Origin of the sequence: Escherichia sp. WS3063 (genome assembly GCF_046486595.1) — a bacterium.
Classification (GTDB): Bacteria; Pseudomonadota; Gammaproteobacteria; order Enterobacterales; family Enterobacteriaceae; genus Escherichia; species Escherichia coli.
In genome coordinates this window covers 60,451-78,326 of the sequence record NZ_JBJQKY010000021.1, presented here as the reverse complement: position 1 = coordinate 78,326, position 17,876 = coordinate 60,451, and the positions used below count along the sequence as shown (strand labels likewise).

Below are 17,876 nucleotides of genomic sequence, written 5' to 3'. Positions count from 1 at the left end.
AACCATACGAATCGCCCTCTGACGGACTTCGGGGGAAAAACGAGTATTTTTAGTCATCCTGTTTACCTCTTTCTCAGGGAGTTTAGTCTCCAGGATTCCCGGGGCGGTTCACAGTATCAACCGATCCAGTTCGGGGCCGTCGAAATACTCCTGTCTGACGCACAGCACCACGTGGTATTCCGGCTTTTCCGGATGACGGGTCAGGAGCCAGCAAAGGTCGCGTCCGGGTTTCGCATTCATCAGCGCACTGACGGTTTCGATAAAGTCCATACCGAACCAGATCTTTCTGCTGCTGAAGGCGTTGTCATGTTCCCACGGCAGACGAAGCAGGATCCGCCGTATCCGTGAGCCGGACTGCTCACGCAGCGCACGCTCAAGGACGCCGATGACTTTGTTCTGATAAGATGGCCAGAAGGGTGCCAGGCTATAGTCGAAATAAGGAATAGCATTCATAAGATATGTTCCGTTATGCGCAGCCCACAATGCGTCCTGCCCGTGAATGAGCTGACGTGTTATGGCTTGCGGAATGAGATTGATGGAATAAGTGAAGAACCGAAGCAGAACGGGAAGACAAGGAACAAAACACCGGATGCAGGTTCAGGATGAATGATCTCCGTTGACTTCAGTTCACATCATTAATCAAGGCGGTAAGTTTTTACCGACGGAGTGTTTCCAGGAGCGAAGGCTCAGGCCTTAAGCTTCAGAAGTGAGGCTTACGAGGACGCCCTGCAGCAGGACGTTCAGGCACTTCATTGCAGCCGTAGGCACACAGCCCGTCTTTTTGTTCTTCTTTCGCCAGATAATGCAGGGCACCGCGAATATTATCGATGCTTTCAGGATCGTTGTGGCGCACAGGAATGTTGATGTTGTATGTATAATGCGGCTGATATGTGCAGCGGTGTGCCGAACCGCTGTTATGCGTAATAGACCGCCAGCATTCCGTAATCCGCTCCGCAAAGGGATATATTTTTTTAACCCTCTGACGATCGATCCAGAAAACCGCATGCGCATGAAAACCATGATCAGCCGTCCATTCAATCACCCAGAAGAAGCCAACGATATTTTCAAATTGTTCCACCTGCTCCAGCATCATACGCAACTGCAATTCAAGCCAGCGATGATCAGGTTGTAAGAAATCAGGCGTATCTTTTTCTGTAGAAGAAATCCATGCGTAAGGCCCGCAGGCAGGAATAGCGTGCCATCATTTGATTGATGTGATTGTCAAGTAAAGCGGTAAAAAACCAGTTTGGTGTGTAAGATTTAGGCATGTTGATGACTCCTGAAAGTTAATGATGTTTTAAGCTCTGTGAACGAATTAATGCTTTCGCTCATAATCAGATCTAAAACGGTAATAACTTACAGATGGTATTTATCAGGCATGCTGTAGCAGAATGGATACGACGGGTTATTAACGATACGCAGCATTATGCAGAAAGAAATGGATTATCTGATGGTATTAGCTAAAGAGATGAGATAAACGAGGAGTAAAGAAAATACAGACTCAATAAAACATCACGAAATACTGCAAAATACGCGATAAAACACCACGACCAGAAGGTTAAGAAACATATTGCGACCAATCACATCATAAACTACAAACTTGCTCTCAGTGGTTGTAAAAACCGTGTACAAGGCCAATGCAATAAACTTATATGCGCTCATTCAATCTGTTCTCCAGGATATGAACGTTAACGACACACGATAGCATAAGACAACATACCATGGATGAATAATTTTCACCCAGTACCTTAAACAATACAACCGGCAACAAATATAATCAGAAATTCACTCTGTTAATTCTGTTGTTTATCCTGCGCTGTTAAACATGACGGAATCATGGATACCTTATCAAAGAGTAAACATTCAGTTAATCTGTGATGACAGAGAAATTGTTTCCAACCAGAATAGTTAAAACACTTCAGATAAACAATCATTGTTAAGCAAATACAGTTCATGATGGATAAGATTAAAATCAATTGCTGTTTCACTGAAAATGAGAACAGATGGATATCATCAGTAGAATGGTAGAGAATAACTTACCTGAACATCATATGAGTTACAGTAAATATGATTGAGGGATGGAATGAATACGATAACAAGAGTAATACTAATGGAATGTGTAACGATAGAGTGAATATAATCGTAAAGATAGAGAGTGAGTAAAGACAGGAAGTAAATAACAATAGAGATTGTATGAAAAAGGGAGTGAGTATAATAATAGTAATAAACCTAAATTAAAATTATCCATGTTTAATGAATGGAAATGAGAAATCCGCCGTTCTGAACATATTCCGGACAGTTCCATTCCCTTACAAAAAAAATATCAAATTAATTTTCTTCAACCCTCTATTAAAACATGAATCGCATCCCTTATCAGTAACAGACGAATAATAATTTGTTATTCAGAAAGAGAGCGACATCGTCATATACCCCAGCACTCATCACGGCAAGAATCAAACAAACTTATATATAAAAACTCACACAATATGGTTAATGATTAGCTTTAATCCATGTTTAAAACAATCTTTCGATTACCTTTCGTTATATCTGAAACGAAAACCACTCTTCCACCAGTGCGCACATCCCAGCATTCAATCAGCTCTGACAGCAGGTCATTATGAAAACAAAACCAAATCACAGATGTAGTGTATGTGCTGCTACTGTTGCTACTATAGCGATTTTTTCAGAGAAATTTTCATTCACACCCAATGATTGGTGAATATTTGCACAGGTGCAGGATATGCAACACACCTTATCATTAACCTTCATTCGAAGGATTATGATTTTCGTTTTCTACTCACAAAATTGTTTTAAAATAAGGTGTAAGCTGAGGAATCAGGTGTAAATGACTGAATTAATGCCGGTGGAATAACAACGGAATATGTTTTCGCATTATGGTTATACTGGGGTGGAACAATATCAAACGGTTCGTAAGACATTGCGCCGAAAGGAAGGATGTAACCATTATTATCAAGAGCAGAAACATAAAGTGCCTGATGCGATCGCATCTTGATGATACGGAAATAATTCTGAGCGATTAACTGATTGAGTACAGGTGTAAGTTTTTCTGCTCTTCTCAGACGATTGGGACCATATCTTTCAATGTCTGTTTTCCTGATAGCACGCCAATTATTCTGCCTTATTCGGGTCATAATCCATGCATACAGTTCACAGGCATCCTGTTCAAACTGGCATCGTGCAGACATGGGATAAAATATTGTGCTCGCCTCCTCCAGATACCAGCCCATGAGATGCATAGCTTTAAAAAGCGCAATTGATTCAATTTCCTCAGCATCTTTATAGCAATAGCAGGTGAATATTCCAGCTATCCTCAGTATATTAGAACCTGCTTTCAGAACAATATCTCTGATGTGTTCCCACTCCCCTCCTGCAAGCGCTTTTCTTTCAATCTTAATCTGGTTTTCCTGCCACTCCCCCAACGCTTTCTTTGCAAGTTTTAATGTTTTCCTTTCGGTGCTCATACCGGGGGAATTAATGTTATGGCTTAACAGAAATCCGTTAATCTTTTTATGAAACTTCTCCAGGGTTGGTTTTGTTCTGAACTCGCCTCTCGTATAATCCCGTACCCGGGAAGGACTTCCGGTCTGACTGAACAGAAACCGGGAAAGAAATCCGCTTCCCCACGCCAGTACGTCATTTTTATTTATATAATTCGTAAAGACATCCGGCTGGGACATTAACGAAAATGTCAGACGTGGCGTGATATGGTATTTCTCGTCAGCCCGTCCAAAATCAAACGGTTGTCCACTCCATGCTTTATTCAACAGGCCCGGATAATTTTTCAGATAGCTTCTGAAAAAAGTGACCGCCTCGTCAGAAATAACCCCTGCCTCAGGATGTTCATTGAGCCCTTCCACAAGCGCTTTAAGCGAAACATCTTCATAGATAAAATTCGGTCGAACCGGACGTGTCGGTTTATTTCTTTCGTGATTACGCAGCGCCTCTTCTTCCTGTTCCCCCGGATACCCCCGGTTAACAGCCTTTCTTAAATTGGCAGCAAGCGCTTTCTGCCGGGTATTCCAGATCTGTAGTTCAGTCTTATAATCTTTGTTTCTCTCTTCGTATTGTTGAATGAGTCGATCGGCAAATTCGTAACAGGGGTTCATCACCAGTCTGTTTATCGTTGTTTTTCCCGCGCCTGGCTCTGCGATTGCCAACAGATAAAGTGAGCAGGGTTCCGGCATGTTGGTGTGAGGATGAACAACGTCAACCAGTGACTGACAGGAGAGTGAGAGCGTTGCCAGTACAGTATTAAAAATGAGCTCCAGCGGAAGTTGGGTACTTTCATATAAGTCGTCAATGAGATATGCAAGCTCACTAGGAAATAATCTGTAGGTTAAATCAGCTGGGAAGTGGTGGGATGTCTGCAAGGATTGCATATAAGCGGAATTCATTGTAACGGACCTCCTTCACATACTGTAATCAGCGCAAAACTTATTGTTCAGTTCAGGAACATACCGGCATGGTGAGTATGTTCGCTGACGTCGATAATAAAATGGCTTATCTCCATTCACCAGTCCCGGCGCATTTATGATGCTGACAAAAGTAAAACAACATGTGTGCATCCAGAAGTCTGGCATCGCAGCGACAAATGATGGATGCATGAAAACCAGGAAACATTGCATGACTTCAGGACGACTTTTTCAGAAAACGAGCTAAGGGCGTCAACCACGCCCTTACTGTGACATATACTCTGGCACCGGATGCCTTTTTACAGGGTTCACCTGCCATCCAGTAGACGCCCCGCTCCACGGCTGCAACCATAATTACGTTGACCAGAACCGTCATGCTGCTTCGTCTCATACTTCACGAGATAACGGGCTCTCTCCATGGCTTTCTGCATCGCTTCCACATCACCACGCTTGATCCAGAGAACAGCGGCTTCACCCGGCTTTTTGTCTGAAGCCTTCCTGGTTTCAGAACATCCACCCGACAAAGGCGTATCATCGGAAGAAGGGCGAGCATCAGATGATGCCGGTTTACGGAAAGGCGTCCGCCTGGAAAAATGAACCAGTCCATTACCCTGCCAGGGCTCAAGATGCAGAGCGCTACACCATGCCAGTTGGATCAGCGTCGCCAGCGAAGAAGGAACGGTGAAATCCCCTGGCGAGCACCAGGTATCTTTGTTGAGCAGTAATATCACGTGATAATGTTTCCTGCCTTTTTCCTTGCCAAACTCCCGACACCAGAAATAATGCAGGGTGGTTGCACGCACACGCTTGTTGGTACGTCGTTTTTTCCGCTGGTAAGCCTGAATTTTGGCTTTCAGGGATTCGAAAAAACGAGAAATCACCGCTGAATCCGGATCGGGATCCATGATGGTGACAGGCATATGCTCAGGGAAACGTAAATCCACCCGGATTAACGAGACGGCACGGTGTTGCACCAGGGCACTGTTGAGAATACTTTCAAAACGGGATAACCAGTAATCATTGTGTATTGGTTGATTCATGATGAGAGATCTCCGTTGATTTGGATTGACTTCACATCATTAATCGCCGCGGTAAAACTTTACGGCATCCCACCAATGAGCAACGCCAATAGCTCATGATTAAAACGGAATGAATCGTCCCGTAACGAAAAGATAATCCTGCACACGACAGCAAAACGTAAAACAACAGCATGAATGAGCTAAATGTCTAAAGAAAAACTGCCTTTTCACATTATTTTTCAGCGAGTAATCATACCAGCATCCCTAACATACGAAATCGCATCGTGATCGATCGCTGATTCGCCGAACAACTGATCGAATACACCGGAATCTGCACTAACATCCTGATGGGTAACGGAAGACTAAAAAACCAGTGTTCTATTGATTGCACGGAATGCCTGTGCGCTGGCCTGACCAGTAAGCACAATTCTACGAGTAGTAAGATATCTACTCCAAAACCATGCGCAGTAGCCACCATATGTTGCCAGGGTGAAAAATAAGCTCAGAGCTATAGGGGAGTAATTCCCGTTAATGTCATCGCCGTACCTCAATCAGCTCACAAACTGGCTGAAACGTTAAGCTGAGGCCTTTATTCTTCAGATGTATTTTCCGGTTTACCTGTAAATTATCTTCTGATATTTATCACATTAGTAATTGTGCTGATTATCTACATACTTCAAGGTCTGAAATATGAAGCTAACAGAAGAAAGTCTGAATCTAGTCATTGACATCCTGAATGATTTGATCTGTGAAGGAAAAATGCTGAACGATGTGGAGCGCAGATCTCTGCTCAATGCAGTTATGGCAATTACAGCGGTAAAAGAACGTTCTGTCGTATCTGTATCATCCCGAAAAGAGCAAAGTAAGAAGGAGAAGAAGGAAAGAGAGATCGATCCTCGTTTCCCAAATGCTGGTGTGGCATGGAATGAGGCAGACGAGAGTTTATTGCGAGATGTTCTGGAGGATGTACCGGACGATGAAATTGGTAAACACCTTTTCTGGCTGGCAGAGAAACTAGGGCGAACCCCGTACAGTGTAGCCTGTAAAGTCAGACAAATTAAGAAATTACCTGCAGAATGGAAGGATCAATTTCGTAAAATCTCTGACAGGATCCGTAGTTCTGGAATGTCAGTCAGTGAATATCTACAACGCCAGGGACTGTTAAGCCCAGAGTCAGGGGAAGAAAACAATCCTGTCAGTCATAACAACAATGTAGCTTAATCCTGAAGAAGATGAACAGTTTATACTCTTTAAACTGTTCCCTTAATTTTAGAAAAACAGTTTGTGTAAGTGCATGCTCCAACATTCTGAAGGCGTTATTTCTTACAATACATCATAATCATTGGCAGATCCTCATCTGAATCAAAACACCACAACCAATCATCACACTTTTTCTGAAAAGAGCCTTATGATGAAGATAATCACCTTACGCTGAGAAAAAACACCAGGGCCAGTTAATCACCTTATCAATCTCGCCGTTACAAAATCATCCATAAGCCATTTAACAGTGTTATCGCAAACTCACAGTAAATCGCATCAGGTTACCTCAATCGGATTTGAGTTAATTCACTGGGCTTTACGTAAAGATACTTTTCTCAAGCTAACGTCGAAACTCGAAATCTAAGGAAAGGTTAAACGTAACATCAGTAAAATCGAATAGCAGATTGATTGCTTAAACAGAAAGGTTTTACAGCAGCATTAAACTGATTTAGTTAACGTAAAGATTTACTAAACTGGATGTGTATAGCAATGCTTAACGAAAACACTTGTAGAAGTGTTTATGAAAATACGTGTATGTCTGGTAAAACACTTAGTAGAAAATACGTGTATAACACTTACTGAAATGCTTGGTAAAAATACTTAGTAAAATACGTGTATATAGTATCATACCGACATTCTCAACATCTTCAGACTTCCATACATACTGGGTGTTAATTTTTCACTTTTACAGCCAGCATGGAGTTTTCTGTCCTAAAAACAGAGCAGATTTACTCTGGAGTTATTTTCCTGTTCACGTATTCAGTACAGCAGAAATCCCGTGATAACGAGACAGTAAACCATCGTAATCAGCGTCTGTAACTCCATCGCTTTACCCCAGAAAAGTTAAGCCATATAATGTGAGGGATATAAGTCGTCGTATCCGGTAAGTACAGATAACCACAACATAAGCTCATTCAGTAAATTTTATCTCTGAACAAACGACTATGGCATGCTCATTTATACTATTCATAAGAAAGTGTGATTATCTGTAAGCATTAACCATCAAATCATATAACCATACTAAACTGGCGGATCATCAGCACCATTAGCAGGTAACTTATTGAAATTTTATTATGTGTTTTTTGTTGATAATTAATATGCAATATGAATTTGCTATTTTAGAATCATGAACACCATTTAAAATTACCATCATTAATATCATATAAAAATATATTTTTACTAAAACATGAATTGTATATATTTATTAGCTCAGGAAAATTATCAGGGTTCACCTTCAAATTAACCTGAATGTTATGCTTAATTTCACCCAGTAGTTCTTCATGTGTGGATTTTATTATCCCATTATTATAATCGATAAATGCACACATGTTTTTTATGAATTCAAAACCTTTTCCTGTATACAGTTTAATGAATGCCACCAGAGCAAACATTTCAAGATGTAGCCATAATGCTACGTTAGTTTTTTGCAAAGTATAAAAAATTGAATTCGCCACTTTTTTACTTATTGCTCTTTTATACTGTGATCGAGCAAGATTCAGTAGCGGAAGCTCTCGTTCAATAAATGAATGTGAAAAGACTGGATAAATTGATGTCGGAAACCTTTCAGGCCTTATGATATTTTCTATTTCCACCATAAATCTATCCATAGAAAGAAAGTCACTTTCTTTTTTTATTCTGGTATAGAGACCGCCTTTATTCCTTTCTGAGGTTTGTTTTCGTGCTATCCCCCCTAACAATTTCTCTAATTGTTTATTTATCTTCGTATAATTAAATACAACCATTCTTCTTATCATCCTCGGAAGGATAATAATATCAGTGCTTGAATCACTTGAACGGCAATTATTATTTATCCATGCAACTTCAAGTTGCAGTATCGGAACATTAACTTTTCTGGGGTGAATATCACTCTGATATCGTTTTTTGTATGCGTTTTCATTAAGATATTCTCTGCTGTAGAGAAACTTATAGCAATATAATCTGATAATATCTTTTATGTAAAATTTAAATAGTTCACCTGTAACAGATATATGTTTTCTGCTCAGTAACTCCTGTGTATTAAGCCATTCCCGTGACCGAAGCACACCCTTGTGAAAACTTTTTCTTACTTGCTTTGAGGCACGGCATTGATGTAATATTTTTGCGTCCTCAATAATTCTCCTTCCCGTTTTATTTTTTGCAGCATCTCTTACTCCATAAAATATCTCCCGGCCCAGACTTTTGTCATATTTACTGATTATACGACAAATATTCCTGACCCGACGATTCTCTTTATTTCGCTTCCATAGCTTATAATGATCATCGCATAACCTTAAGGCATTTGCCTCATCAAATTCTGAAACAGGATTACTGCATTTTTTATTCCGACAAATACCTTTGTTTTTAGCCATACTCTTCTTCCCGTCAATGGAAAAATTTTCACACCCATATTACCTGAATGATAAACCGGATTAGTGTGATCCGGTTCAGTGAAATCAACAGGATACCGGTATGCCATTCAGCAATTCTTCCCTCTCCGCGCAAGTGAAATCATATCTGACGTTTCTTCCTGAAGAAATACGCCAGAAAATCCTTGAACATCTCCACGGTGTTATTCATTACGAGCCCGTGATTGGCATTATGGGTAAATCCGGCACCGGCAAGAGCAGCCTGTGTAATGCCATTTTTCAGTCCCGTATCTGCGCCACGCATCCCCTGAACGGCTGCACCCGCCAGGCTCATCGTCTTACCCTGCAGCTCGGTGAACGCAGAATGACGCTGGTCGATCTGCCCGGCATTGGTGAAACACCGCAGCATGATCAGGAATACCGAGCGCTTTATCGTCAGTTACTGCCGGAACTGGATCTGATTATCTGGATCCTGCGGAGTGATGAACGTGCGTATGCTGCCGATATTGCCATGCATCAGTTTTTACTGAATGAGGGCGCAGATCCCTCGCGCTTTCTGTTTGTTCTCAGCCATGCCGATCGCATGTTTCCTGCTGAAGAATGGAATGCCACAGAAAAATGCCCGTCCCGTCACCAGGAACTCTCACTGGCGACAGTAACAGCCCGGGTGGCCACCCTGTTCCCTTCATCATTTCCGGTACTCCCTGTAGCCGCACCTGCAGGCTGGAACCTTCCAGCGCTGGTGTCACTGATGATCCACGCGCTGCCACCACAGGCAACCAGCGCAGTTTATTCACATATCAGGGGGGAAAACCGCTCTGAACAGGCCCGGAAACACGCACAACAGACTTTTGGTGATGCCATCGGGAAAAGTTTTGACGACGCCGTTGCCCGGTTCAGTTTTCCGGCCTGGATGTTACAGCTTCTGCGTAAAGCCCGGGACCGCATTATCCACCTGCTGATCACACTGTGGGAGCGTCTGTTCTGACACACTCACGCCGACAGGATGTGTCGCTGGATTAACGAGCATTCTTCTTTTTATGAAATCATGCTTAAAAATCAGATAATTAAAAGAATATTTTTTCTGCTGCATTTTATTCCTGATTATCCGGATGCGACACATCCTTTCAACATCATGATGCATAATAACATCATGAAATAAAAGATGTTTTCTTACGGAGTGCACATCTATGTCTGATAATCGTTCCCGGCATGATCGCCTGGCGGTTCGCTTATCACTCATTATCAGCCGACTGATGGCCGGAGAATCTCTGTCACTAAAAACACTGTCAGATGAATTTGGCGTTACAGAACGTACTTTACAGCGCGATTTTCATCAGCGTCTGGTTCACCTGGATTTAGAGTACAGAAATGGCAGGTACAGCCTCAGACGACAGAGCAGCCCGGGTGCGATCCCTGAAATGCTTTCTTTTATACAGAATACCGGGATCGCACGGATACTTCCGCTCCGGAACGGACGACTGATAACCTGTCTTACCGACAACCAGGAGCCCTCTCCCTGCCTTATCTGGCTACCGGCGCCGGATATCACTGCAACGTTCCCCGAGTGTTTCTCGCAACTCATCCTGGCAATAAGACAGTGTATCCACATCTCTCTGATGACTGAGCGATGGTATCCGTCACTGGAACCCTGCCGGCTCATTTATTACAGCGGAAGCTGGTATCTGATCGCGTTACAGAAGGGAAAACTGCGGGTCTTTCCCCTGGCAGACATCAAATCGGTCAGCCTGACATCAGAACGGTTTGAACGGAGAGACCACATCCACAGTCTGGTCGCTGAAGAGCGTTTTATCTCCGCTCTGCCACATTTCCCTTTCATCCATAAACTTATCAACACCTTTAACCTGTGATCGCCGGCCTGCCAAAGCCGTCCCGACAGGTATGGAGACAATATGTTGAACAGAAAACTAAATATACGGCTACGTCATTCCCTGAACAGTCACTGCATACCTTCCATCATTATCAATAACACCGTACGTTCATTTCAGAGGTCAGTCATGAATACCAGAGCTCTTTTTCCCCTGCTGTTCACTGTGGCATCATTCTCCGCCTCCGCCGGCAACTGGGCTGTCAAAAACGGCTGGTGTCAGACCATGACGGAAGATGGTCAGGCGCTGGTAATGCTGAAAAATGGCACGATTGGTATTACCGGCCTGATGCAGGGATGCCCGAATGGTGTACAGACGCTCCTGGGCAGCCGTATCAGTATTAACGGTAACCTGATCCCCACATCACAAATGTGTAATCAGCAGACGGGATTCAGGGCTGTTGAGGTGGAAATCGGACAGGCGCCGGAAATGGTCAAAAAAGCCGTTCACTCCATAGCAGAGCGTGATGTGTCCGTTTTACAGGCATTTGGTGTACGAATGGAATTCACCCGCGGTGATATGCTGAAGGTCTGTCCGAAATTTGTCACATCACTTGCCGGTTTTTCCCCGAAACAGACGACCACTATTAATAAAGATTCCGTCCTGCAGGCTGCCCGACAGGCATACGCCCGGAAATACGACGAGGAAACAACAGAAACCGCTGATTTTGGCTCTTACGAAGTAAAAGGCAATAAGGTTGAGTTTGAAGTATTCAATCCTGAAGACCGTGCGTACGACAAAGTGACCGTCACGGTTGGTGCTGACGGTAATGCCACCGGCGCCAGCGTTGAATTTATCGGAAAATAGCCGGTATGTCGGACTGCCACCCTGTTTTATTGCCCGAAGGCCCTTTCTCACGCGAACAGGCGGTTGCCGTCACAACAGCTTACCGCAATGTGCTTATTGAAGATGACCAGGGAACGCATTTCCGGCTGGTTATCCGCAATGCCGAAGGGCAGCTACGCTGGCGGTGCTGGAATTTTGAACCTGATGCCGGAAAACAGCTAAATTCGTATCTCGCCAGTGAGGGAATTCTCAGGCAATAAACGTCTTCATTTCATCCATCAGGCCGCGTCTTCTCCGGGAGACGTGGCTTTTTCATTTATTACACCAGTAAATCTTAACCACCGATAAGGAGCAAATTATGCGACTAGCCAGTCGTTTTGGTTATGCGAACCAGATACGCCGTGACCGTCCGCTGACACACGAAGAACTGATGCACTATGTGCCGGGGATTTTCGGGGAAGATAAACACACGTCCCGAAGCCAGAACTATACGTACATCCCCACCATCACCGTACTGGAAAGCCTGCAGCGGGAAGGCTTTCAGCCATTCTTCGCCTGCCAGACCCGTGTGCGCGACCCGGGCCGCCGGGGATACACAAAACACATGCTGCGTCTGCGGCGGGCCGGAGAGATAAACGGAGAACATGTCCCTGAAATTATTCTGCTCAACTCTCATGACGGTACCTCCAGCTACCAGATGCTGCCGGGTTACTTCAGGTTCGTCTGCCAGAACGGATGCGTCTGTGGTCAGTCTCTGGGGGAAGTGCGTGTTCCGCACCGGGGAAATGTGGTGGACAGAGTCATTGAAGGGGCTTACGAGGTGGCGGGGGTTTTTGACCGGATTGAGGAAAAGCGTGATGCCATGCAGTCGCTGATTCTGCCGGCACCAGCACGCCAGGCGCTGGCACAGGCGGCACTGACTTACCGTTATGGTGACGAACATCAGCCCGTCACCACCGCCGACATTCTGACGCCACGACGCCGGGAGGATTACGGTAAGGACCTGTGGAGTGCTTATCAGACCATTCAGGAGAATATGCTGAAAGGGGGGATTTCCGGTCGCAGTGTAAAAGGAAAACGTATCCATACCCGGGCCATTCACAGCATTGATACCGACATTAAGCTCAATCGCGCATTGTGGGTGATGGCAGAAACGATGCTGGAGAGCCTGCGCTGATGCAGCCTGTCCCTGAAGGCGTGATTCAGGTACCAGAATCACCCGACGCCCCGGAGGCGCTGCCGGGGTGTCGTTCCATTTCTGATGATGACCTGTGCGCCAGGTGTACCCGTCTGCTTTACCGTCCCGGAGAACTCAGTCTGTGCAGACTGAGTACAGACAATGGCATCTGGCCATCCGTCTGTGACCGGAACGGTTACGCGTACGGCTGCCCGGAATTTCAGCCGAATATCATTCATCCCTGATATTGCCGGGTCTCACGGTCAGTGATGAACGTGATGTTGTCAGCCCCCGGCCTTTATTTCCTCTCATTTATACACATTGTAAGGATTTCACTCATGAAAATCGTTTCTCAGAACACAACTGCTCTTTCTTCAGCCACAGCACCAGGGAATAACCAGCCCCAACTGGTTGCTACTCCCGTCCCTGATGAACAACGTATCAGCTTCTGGCCGCAGCACTTTGGCCTCATTCCACAGTGGGTGACCCTGGAGCCCCGTGTCTTCGGCTGGATGGACCGTCTGTGTGAAGACTACTGCGGTGGTATCTGGAATCTGTACACCCTGAATAACGGCGGCGCATTTATGGCGCCCGAACCGGATGAAGATGATGGAGAAACCTGGGTGCTGTTCAATGCCATGAATGGTAACCGCGCTGAAATGGGCCCGGAAGCTGCTGGTATTGCCGCCTGTCTGATGACGTACAGCCATCACGCCTGTCGTACAGAGAATTATGCCATGACGGTTCATTATTACCGTCTACGGGATTACGCCCTGCAGCATCCGGAATGCAGCGCCATTATGCGCATCATCGACTGAATGGAGAGAAGTACAATGCAACAGCTTTCCTTTCTGCCCGGAGAGATGACGCCCGGCGAGCGCAGCCTCATTCAACGGGCCCTGAAAACCCTGGACCGCCATCTTCATGAACCCGGCGTGGCCTTCACCTCCACCCGTGCGGCACGAGAATGGCTGATTCTGAACATGGCGGGACTGGAGCGTGAAGAGTTCCGGGTGCTGTATCTGAACAACCAGAATCAGCTGATTGCCGGTGAAACCCTCTTCACCGGCACCATCAACCGCACGGAAGTCCATCCCCGTGAAGTGATTAAACGCGCCCTGTATCACAATGCCGCTGCTGTGGTGCTGACACACAATCACCCGTCCGGTGAAGTCACACCCAGCAAGGCAGACCGCCTTATCACGGAACGTCTGGTACAGGCACTGGGCCTGGTGGATATCCGGGTGCCGGACCATCTGATAGTCGGTGGCAGCCAGGTTTTCTCCTTTGCCGAACATGGTCTGCTTTAACCCGTCACAACCACATCACACCTGTTTTCACTTTTATCTTCTGTCTTCAGAGGTATCCCACTATGAAAATCATCACCCGTGGTGAAGCCATGCGTATTCACCAACAGCATCCTGCATCCCGTCTTTTTCCGTTCTGCACCGGCAAATACCGCTGGCACGGCAGCACTGAAGCGTATACCGGTCGTGAAGTGCAGGATATTCCCGGTGTACTGGCCGTGTTTGCAGAACGCCGTAAGGACAGTTTTGGCCCGTATGTCCGGCTGATGAGCGTCACCCTGAACTGAGCCAGGAAGGGAATTCTGATGAACAGAATTATCACCACCACCGTGTATACACTGAATGAGCTATCCTCCACCGCACAGGAAAAAGCCCGCGACGGGTACCGTCAGCATCATGCTGACAGCAACTGGTATGAAAACGTGTATGAAGACTTCAGGGAGGTCTGTGGCATTTTCGGAATTGACCTCCGCCAGCGCGTTTTCCGGCTCAGCAACGGCAGGTTTATGGAGGAGCCGAGCATCTGGTTCAGCGGATTCTGCAGCCAGGGGGACGGAGCCTGTTTTGAAGGACGCTGGCACTGGCAGCCAGCGACAGTCAGAAGAATCCGGAAGTATGCCCCACAGGAGCATGAACTTCATCGTATCGCGGATGCCCTGCAGGCGGTGCAAAAGCGTAACTTCTGGCAACTGCAGGCTGAAATCCACCACAGGGGACGCTACTGCCATCCGTACAGCATGGATATCACCGTCACCCAGAACAGTCCGACTGGTCAGACTATGACAACCGATGCGGAAGCCGCTGTCAGCGAAGCCCTGCGCGGCCTGGCCTTCTGGTTGTACCGTCAACTGGAAAACGAGTACGACTGGCTGACCTCAGACGCCGCTGTGGATGAGGCCCTACTCATCAACGAATACACCTTCACCGAAGCCGGTCTGCGCGCCGGCTGACCCGTCATCGTTAAACTATCATTCACCGATTTTCTGTGAGGATTTTATCGTGTCAGACACACTCTCCGGGACAACGCATCCCGATGACAATCATGACCGTCCCTGGTGGGGACTACCCTGCACCGTGACGCCCTGTTTCGGCGCCCGTCTGGTGCAGGAGGGCAATCAGTTGCATTACCTTGCCGACCGCGCCGGTATCAGAGGCCGGTTCAGCGACGCGGATGCGTACCATCTGGACCAGGCCTTTCCGCTGCTGATGAAACAACTGGAGCTCATGCTCACCAGCGGTGAACTGAATCCCCGCCATCAGCATACCGTGACACTGTATGCGAAGGGGCTGACCTGTGAAGCCGACACCCTCGGCTCCTGTGGTTACGTTTATCTGGCTGTTTATCCGACACCCGAAATGAAAAATTAACTCTCCGGAATAACCTTCTGCTCCGGCCTGGTGTTTTCACCACGCCACTTTTCCATTTTTCATCTCTGCATATCAGGAAAATCTTCAGTATGAAAACATTACCCGACACGCATGTACGGGAGGCATCGCGCTGCCCGCCTCCCGTCACCATCTGGCAGACACTGCTGTCCCGGTTGCTGGACCAGCACTATGGCCTCACACTGAATGACACACCGTTCGCCGATGAACGTGTGATTGAGCAGCATATTGAAGCTGGCATTTCACTGTGTGATACGGTGAACTTTCTCGTTGAAAAATACGCACTGATACGTACCGACCAGCCGGGATTCAGCGCCTGTACCCGCTCTCAGTTAATAAACAGTATTGATATTCTCCGGGCTCGCAGGGCAACCGGCCTGATGACCCGCGATAACTACAGAACGGTAAATAACATTACCCAGGGGAAACATCCGGAGGCGAAACAATGAAACTGGCCCTGACGCTGGAAGCCGACAGCATTAACGTGCAGGCACTGAACATGGGACGCATTGTCGTTGACGTCGATGGTGTTAATCTCGCTGAACTGATTAACGTGGTCTGTGATAATGGCCACTCCCTTCGTGTTGTTGATGCATCTGACCGGGCCTCAACAGACTGCATGCCACCATTTGCTGTCCTGACCGGTATACACTGCAGTACCGCACATATCACGGAAACGGACAACGCCTGGCTGTACTCGCTGTCACACCAGACCAGTGACTTCGGTGAATCAGAATGGATTCATTTTACCGGCAGCGGCTATCTGTTACGTACTGATGCGTGGCCGTATCCGGTTCTGCGGCTTAAGCGCCTGGGGCTGTCAAAAACGTTCCGCCGTCTGGTTGTCACACTTACCCGACGTTATGGTGTCAGTCTCATTCATCTGGATGCCAGCGCTGAATGCCTGCCGGGTTTACCCACTTTCAACTGGTAACCAGGAGCAACATGAAATCATTAACCACGGAAACCGCACTGGATATTCTGATTGCGTGGCTGCAGGACAATATCGACTGCGAATCCGGAATTATCTTTGACAACAATGAGGATAAAACGGATTCGGCAGCACTGTTGTCCTGTATTGAACAGGCGAGGGAGGATATCCATACCCTGCGCCAACTGCCGCTTCTGCACCAGAACCGGTGAATCTCACTCACCAGACTTCATTCCACTGACGCCAGCCTGAATACGGCTGGCGTTTTCGTTTATAAACCAAAAGGAAAAACGATGATGTCAGATATCACAATCTCCCGCCCGGAACTGGTCAACGGGCATACGGACGTTATCTGCTCAACCAGTATCCGCCACATTCTGGCTGTACGAAAGAGTGCGCTGCTGCAAATCGACACACTTATCCGGCAACTGGCAGAAATCTCAGTACTGACAGAAAGTATTGGAGGTAAAACCGCCCTGGACTGGGCGATGAAACAGGATTTTCGCTGCGGCTGCTGGCTGATGGAGAAACCGGAAACCGCAATGAAAGCCATCACACGCAATCTCGATCGCGAAATCTGGCGTGACCTGATGCAACGTTCCGGGATGCAGAGTCTGATGGATGCGCAGACCCGGGACACATGGTACAGGTCACTGGAATATGATAATTTTCCGGAAATCAGTGAAGCGAACATTCTGAGCACATTTGAACAACTGCACCAGAATAAGGATGAAGTGTTTGAGCGGGGAGTGATCAACGTCTTCAAAGGGCTGAGCTGGGATTACAAAACCAACTCACCCTGTAAATTTGGCAGTAAAATTATCGTCAACAATCTGGTGAGGTGGGACCAGTGGGGATTTCATCTTATCAGTGGAATGCAGGCAGATCGCCTGGCTGACCTGGAAAGAATGTTGCATCTGCTCAGCGGTAAACCGATCCCCGACAACCGGGGGAATATCACCATTAATCTGGATGACCACATACAATCCGTTCAGGGTAAAGGACGCTATGAAGATGAGATGTTCATCATTAAATACTTTAAGAAGGGATCTGCACACATCACTTTCAAAAGGCTGGAGCTGATTGACAGAATTAACGATATAATAGCCAGGCACTTTCCTTCTGTGCTCTCAGCCTGATCCCGAGTGTGATTCCCTTTCGATATCAAAAGGGACTGCGGGTATAATTGAGGGTACATTTTTAATCAAACCAAACAAATTATATTAATATCAATATGATAAAAGAAATCTTCGATTCCGAGTCCGGCACCACTATTCTAAAGAACCCGCCCACAAGGCGGGTTTTTGCTTTTGGATCTTTATATAAAATAAACTTGGGAGCAT

The 17,876-nt window shown here is 46.3% G+C and carries 18 protein-coding genes and 2 pseudogenes; 15 read left to right on the top strand and 5 right to left on the bottom strand.

Features of this window, described 5'->3' with window-relative positions:
- Positions 1 to 111: 111 nt before the first annotated feature.
- The 4 genes and pseudogenes from ACJHYW_RS18585 to ACJHYW_RS18570 all read right to left on the bottom strand — a co-directional run.
- Positions 112 to 453 (bottom strand): annotated as a pseudogene (locus ACJHYW_RS18585) (hypothetical protein); the annotation flags it as partial.
- Positions 454 to 700: 247 nt separating this feature from the next.
- Positions 701 to 1,268, bottom strand: a pseudogene (locus ACJHYW_RS18580) (inovirus-type Gp2 protein).
- A 1,542-nt stretch (positions 1,269 to 2,810) separates the two neighbouring features.
- Complete coding sequence (locus ACJHYW_RS18575) at positions 2,811 to 4,415, bottom strand: YfjI family protein (RefSeq protein ID WP_001083418.1); 1,605 nt, start codon at positions 4,413 to 4,415, stop codon at positions 2,811 to 2,813.
- 326 nt (positions 4,416 to 4,741) lie between these two features.
- A complete protein-coding gene (locus ACJHYW_RS18570; RefSeq protein WP_001075491.1) occupies positions 4,742 to 5,473 on the bottom strand; it encodes an inovirus Gp2 family protein in 732 nt (243 codons plus the stop codon).
- A 669-nt stretch (positions 5,474 to 6,142) separates the two neighbouring features.
- Here ACJHYW_RS18570 and ACJHYW_RS18565 point away from each other — a divergent pair.
- Entirely contained in the window at positions 6,143 to 6,673 is a 531-nt protein-coding gene (locus tag ACJHYW_RS18565; RefSeq protein ID WP_000778605.1) for a hypothetical protein, read from the top strand.
- A gap of 1,163 nt (positions 6,674 to 7,836) precedes the next feature.
- On the opposite strand, the gene ACJHYW_RS18560 is transcribed toward ACJHYW_RS18565, so the two are convergent.
- Positions 7,837 to 9,060, bottom strand: coding sequence for a hypothetical protein (locus ACJHYW_RS18560; RefSeq protein ID WP_001774716.1), 1,224 nt, complete (start codon positions 9,058 to 9,060; stop codon positions 7,837 to 7,839).
- A 100-nt stretch (positions 9,061 to 9,160) separates the two neighbouring features.
- On the opposite strand from ACJHYW_RS18560, the gene ACJHYW_RS18555 reads away from it, so the two are divergent.
- The 14 genes from ACJHYW_RS18555 to ACJHYW_RS18490 all read left to right on the top strand — a co-directional run bounded on the left by ACJHYW_RS18555 (position 9,161) and on the right by ACJHYW_RS18490 (position 17,672).
- Complete coding sequence (locus ACJHYW_RS18555) at positions 9,161 to 10,045, top strand: GTPase family protein (RefSeq protein ID WP_001116802.1); 885 nt, start codon at positions 9,161 to 9,163, stop codon at positions 10,043 to 10,045.
- A 202-nt stretch (positions 10,046 to 10,247) separates the two neighbouring features.
- Positions 10,248 to 10,928: a helix-turn-helix transcriptional regulator gene (locus ACJHYW_RS18550; protein WP_032082725.1), complete on the top strand. Its 681-nt coding sequence runs from the start codon at positions 10,248 to 10,250 to the stop codon at positions 10,926 to 10,928.
- A gap of 147 nt (positions 10,929 to 11,075) precedes the next feature.
- Entirely contained in the window at positions 11,076 to 11,753 is a 678-nt protein-coding gene (locus tag ACJHYW_RS18545; RefSeq protein ID WP_001097305.1) for a hypothetical protein, read from the top strand.
- A gap of 5 nt (positions 11,754 to 11,758) precedes the next feature.
- Positions 11,759 to 11,992 carry a DUF905 family protein gene (locus ACJHYW_RS18540; protein WP_001278287.1) on the top strand — a complete coding sequence of 78 codons (234 nt, stop codon included), beginning with the start codon at positions 11,759 to 11,761 and terminating at the stop codon, positions 11,990 to 11,992.
- Between the two features lie 98 nt (positions 11,993 to 12,090).
- On the top strand, positions 12,091 to 12,909 hold the full coding sequence (locus tag ACJHYW_RS18535) for a DUF932 domain-containing protein (protein WP_016238867.1): 819 nt from the start codon (positions 12,091 to 12,093) through the stop codon (positions 12,907 to 12,909).
- Between the two features lie 338 nt (positions 12,910 to 13,247).
- Positions 13,248 to 13,727 carry an antirestriction protein gene (locus ACJHYW_RS18530; protein ID WP_032152717.1) on the top strand — a complete coding sequence of 160 codons (480 nt, stop codon included), beginning with the start codon at positions 13,248 to 13,250 and terminating at the stop codon, positions 13,725 to 13,727.
- Positions 13,728 to 13,742: 15 nt separating this feature from the next.
- The gene (locus ACJHYW_RS18525) at positions 13,743 to 14,219 is read left to right on the top strand and encodes a RadC family protein (RefSeq protein ID WP_001297237.1); all 477 of its coding nucleotides are present in this window, start codon (positions 13,743 to 13,745) and stop codon (positions 14,217 to 14,219) included.
- 62 nt (positions 14,220 to 14,281) lie between these two features.
- A complete protein-coding gene (locus ACJHYW_RS18520) occupies positions 14,282 to 14,503 on the top strand; it encodes a DUF987 domain-containing protein (RefSeq protein ID WP_000692312.1) in 222 nt (73 codons plus the stop codon).
- Between the two features lie 18 nt (positions 14,504 to 14,521).
- Positions 14,522 to 15,166 carry a hypothetical protein gene (locus tag ACJHYW_RS18515; protein ID WP_001774605.1) on the top strand — a complete coding sequence of 215 codons (645 nt, stop codon included), beginning with the start codon at positions 14,522 to 14,524 and terminating at the stop codon, positions 15,164 to 15,166.
- A gap of 49 nt (positions 15,167 to 15,215) precedes the next feature.
- Positions 15,216 to 15,584: a type IV toxin-antitoxin system cytoskeleton bundling-enhancing antitoxin CbeA gene (gene cbeA / locus ACJHYW_RS18510; RefSeq protein ID WP_001774606.1), complete on the top strand. Its 369-nt coding sequence runs from the start codon at positions 15,216 to 15,218 to the stop codon at positions 15,582 to 15,584.
- An 89-nt stretch (positions 15,585 to 15,673) separates the two neighbouring features.
- Complete coding sequence (locus ACJHYW_RS18505; RefSeq protein WP_001774607.1) at positions 15,674 to 16,051, top strand: TA system toxin CbtA family protein; 378 nt, start codon at positions 15,674 to 15,676, stop codon at positions 16,049 to 16,051.
- Entirely contained in the window at positions 16,048 to 16,536 is a 489-nt protein-coding gene (locus ACJHYW_RS18500; protein ID WP_001774608.1) for a DUF5983 family protein, read from the top strand. Before ACJHYW_RS18505 ends, ACJHYW_RS18500 begins: the two co-directional genes overlap by 4 nt.
- A gap of 11 nt (positions 16,537 to 16,547) precedes the next feature.
- Positions 16,548 to 16,745, top strand: coding sequence for a DUF957 domain-containing protein (locus tag ACJHYW_RS18495; protein ID WP_032152719.1), 198 nt, complete (start codon positions 16,548 to 16,550; stop codon positions 16,743 to 16,745).
- A gap of 84 nt (positions 16,746 to 16,829) precedes the next feature.
- The gene (locus tag ACJHYW_RS18490; protein WP_032152755.1) at positions 16,830 to 17,672 is read left to right on the top strand and encodes a DUF4942 domain-containing protein; all 843 of its coding nucleotides are present in this window, start codon (positions 16,830 to 16,832) and stop codon (positions 17,670 to 17,672) included.
- Positions 17,673 to 17,876: the final 204 nt, after the last annotated feature.

Excerpts from the sequence above, each read along its gene's own strand:
- ACJHYW_RS18575 (WP_001083418.1), bottom strand. The coding sequence starts at position 4,415 with ATGAATTCCGCTTATATGCAATCCTTGCAGACATCCCACCACTTCCCA.
- ACJHYW_RS18570 (WP_001075491.1), bottom strand. The coding sequence starts at position 5,473 with ATGAATCAACCAATACACAATGATTACTGGTTATCCCGTTTTGAAAGT.
- ACJHYW_RS18565 (WP_000778605.1), top strand. The coding sequence starts at position 6,143 with ATGAAGCTAACAGAAGAAAGTCTGAATCTAGTCATTGACATCCTGAAT.
- ACJHYW_RS18560 (WP_001774716.1), bottom strand. The coding sequence starts at position 9,060 with ATGGCTAAAAACAAAGGTATTTGTCGGAATAAAAAATGCAGTAATCCT.
- ACJHYW_RS18555 (WP_001116802.1), top strand. The coding sequence starts at position 9,161 with ATGCCATTCAGCAATTCTTCCCTCTCCGCGCAAGTGAAATCATATCTG.
- ACJHYW_RS18550 (WP_032082725.1), top strand. The coding sequence starts at position 10,248 with ATGTCTGATAATCGTTCCCGGCATGATCGCCTGGCGGTTCGCTTATCA.
- ACJHYW_RS18545 (WP_001097305.1), top strand. The coding sequence starts at position 11,076 with ATGAATACCAGAGCTCTTTTTCCCCTGCTGTTCACTGTGGCATCATTC.
- ACJHYW_RS18540 (WP_001278287.1), top strand. The coding sequence starts at position 11,759 with ATGTCGGACTGCCACCCTGTTTTATTGCCCGAAGGCCCTTTCTCACGC.
- ACJHYW_RS18535 (WP_016238867.1), top strand. The coding sequence starts at position 12,091 with ATGCGACTAGCCAGTCGTTTTGGTTATGCGAACCAGATACGCCGTGAC.
- ACJHYW_RS18530 (WP_032152717.1), top strand. The coding sequence starts at position 13,248 with ATGAAAATCGTTTCTCAGAACACAACTGCTCTTTCTTCAGCCACAGCA.
- ACJHYW_RS18525 (WP_001297237.1), top strand. The coding sequence starts at position 13,743 with ATGCAACAGCTTTCCTTTCTGCCCGGAGAGATGACGCCCGGCGAGCGC.
- ACJHYW_RS18520 (WP_000692312.1), top strand. The coding sequence starts at position 14,282 with ATGAAAATCATCACCCGTGGTGAAGCCATGCGTATTCACCAACAGCAT.
- ACJHYW_RS18515 (WP_001774605.1), top strand. The coding sequence starts at position 14,522 with ATGAACAGAATTATCACCACCACCGTGTATACACTGAATGAGCTATCC.
- ACJHYW_RS18505 (WP_001774607.1), top strand. The coding sequence starts at position 15,674 with ATGAAAACATTACCCGACACGCATGTACGGGAGGCATCGCGCTGCCCG.
- ACJHYW_RS18500 (WP_001774608.1), top strand. The coding sequence starts at position 16,048 with ATGAAACTGGCCCTGACGCTGGAAGCCGACAGCATTAACGTGCAGGCA.
- ACJHYW_RS18495 (WP_032152719.1), top strand. The coding sequence starts at position 16,548 with ATGAAATCATTAACCACGGAAACCGCACTGGATATTCTGATTGCGTGG.
- ACJHYW_RS18490 (WP_032152755.1), top strand. The coding sequence starts at position 16,830 with ATGTCAGATATCACAATCTCCCGCCCGGAACTGGTCAACGGGCATACG.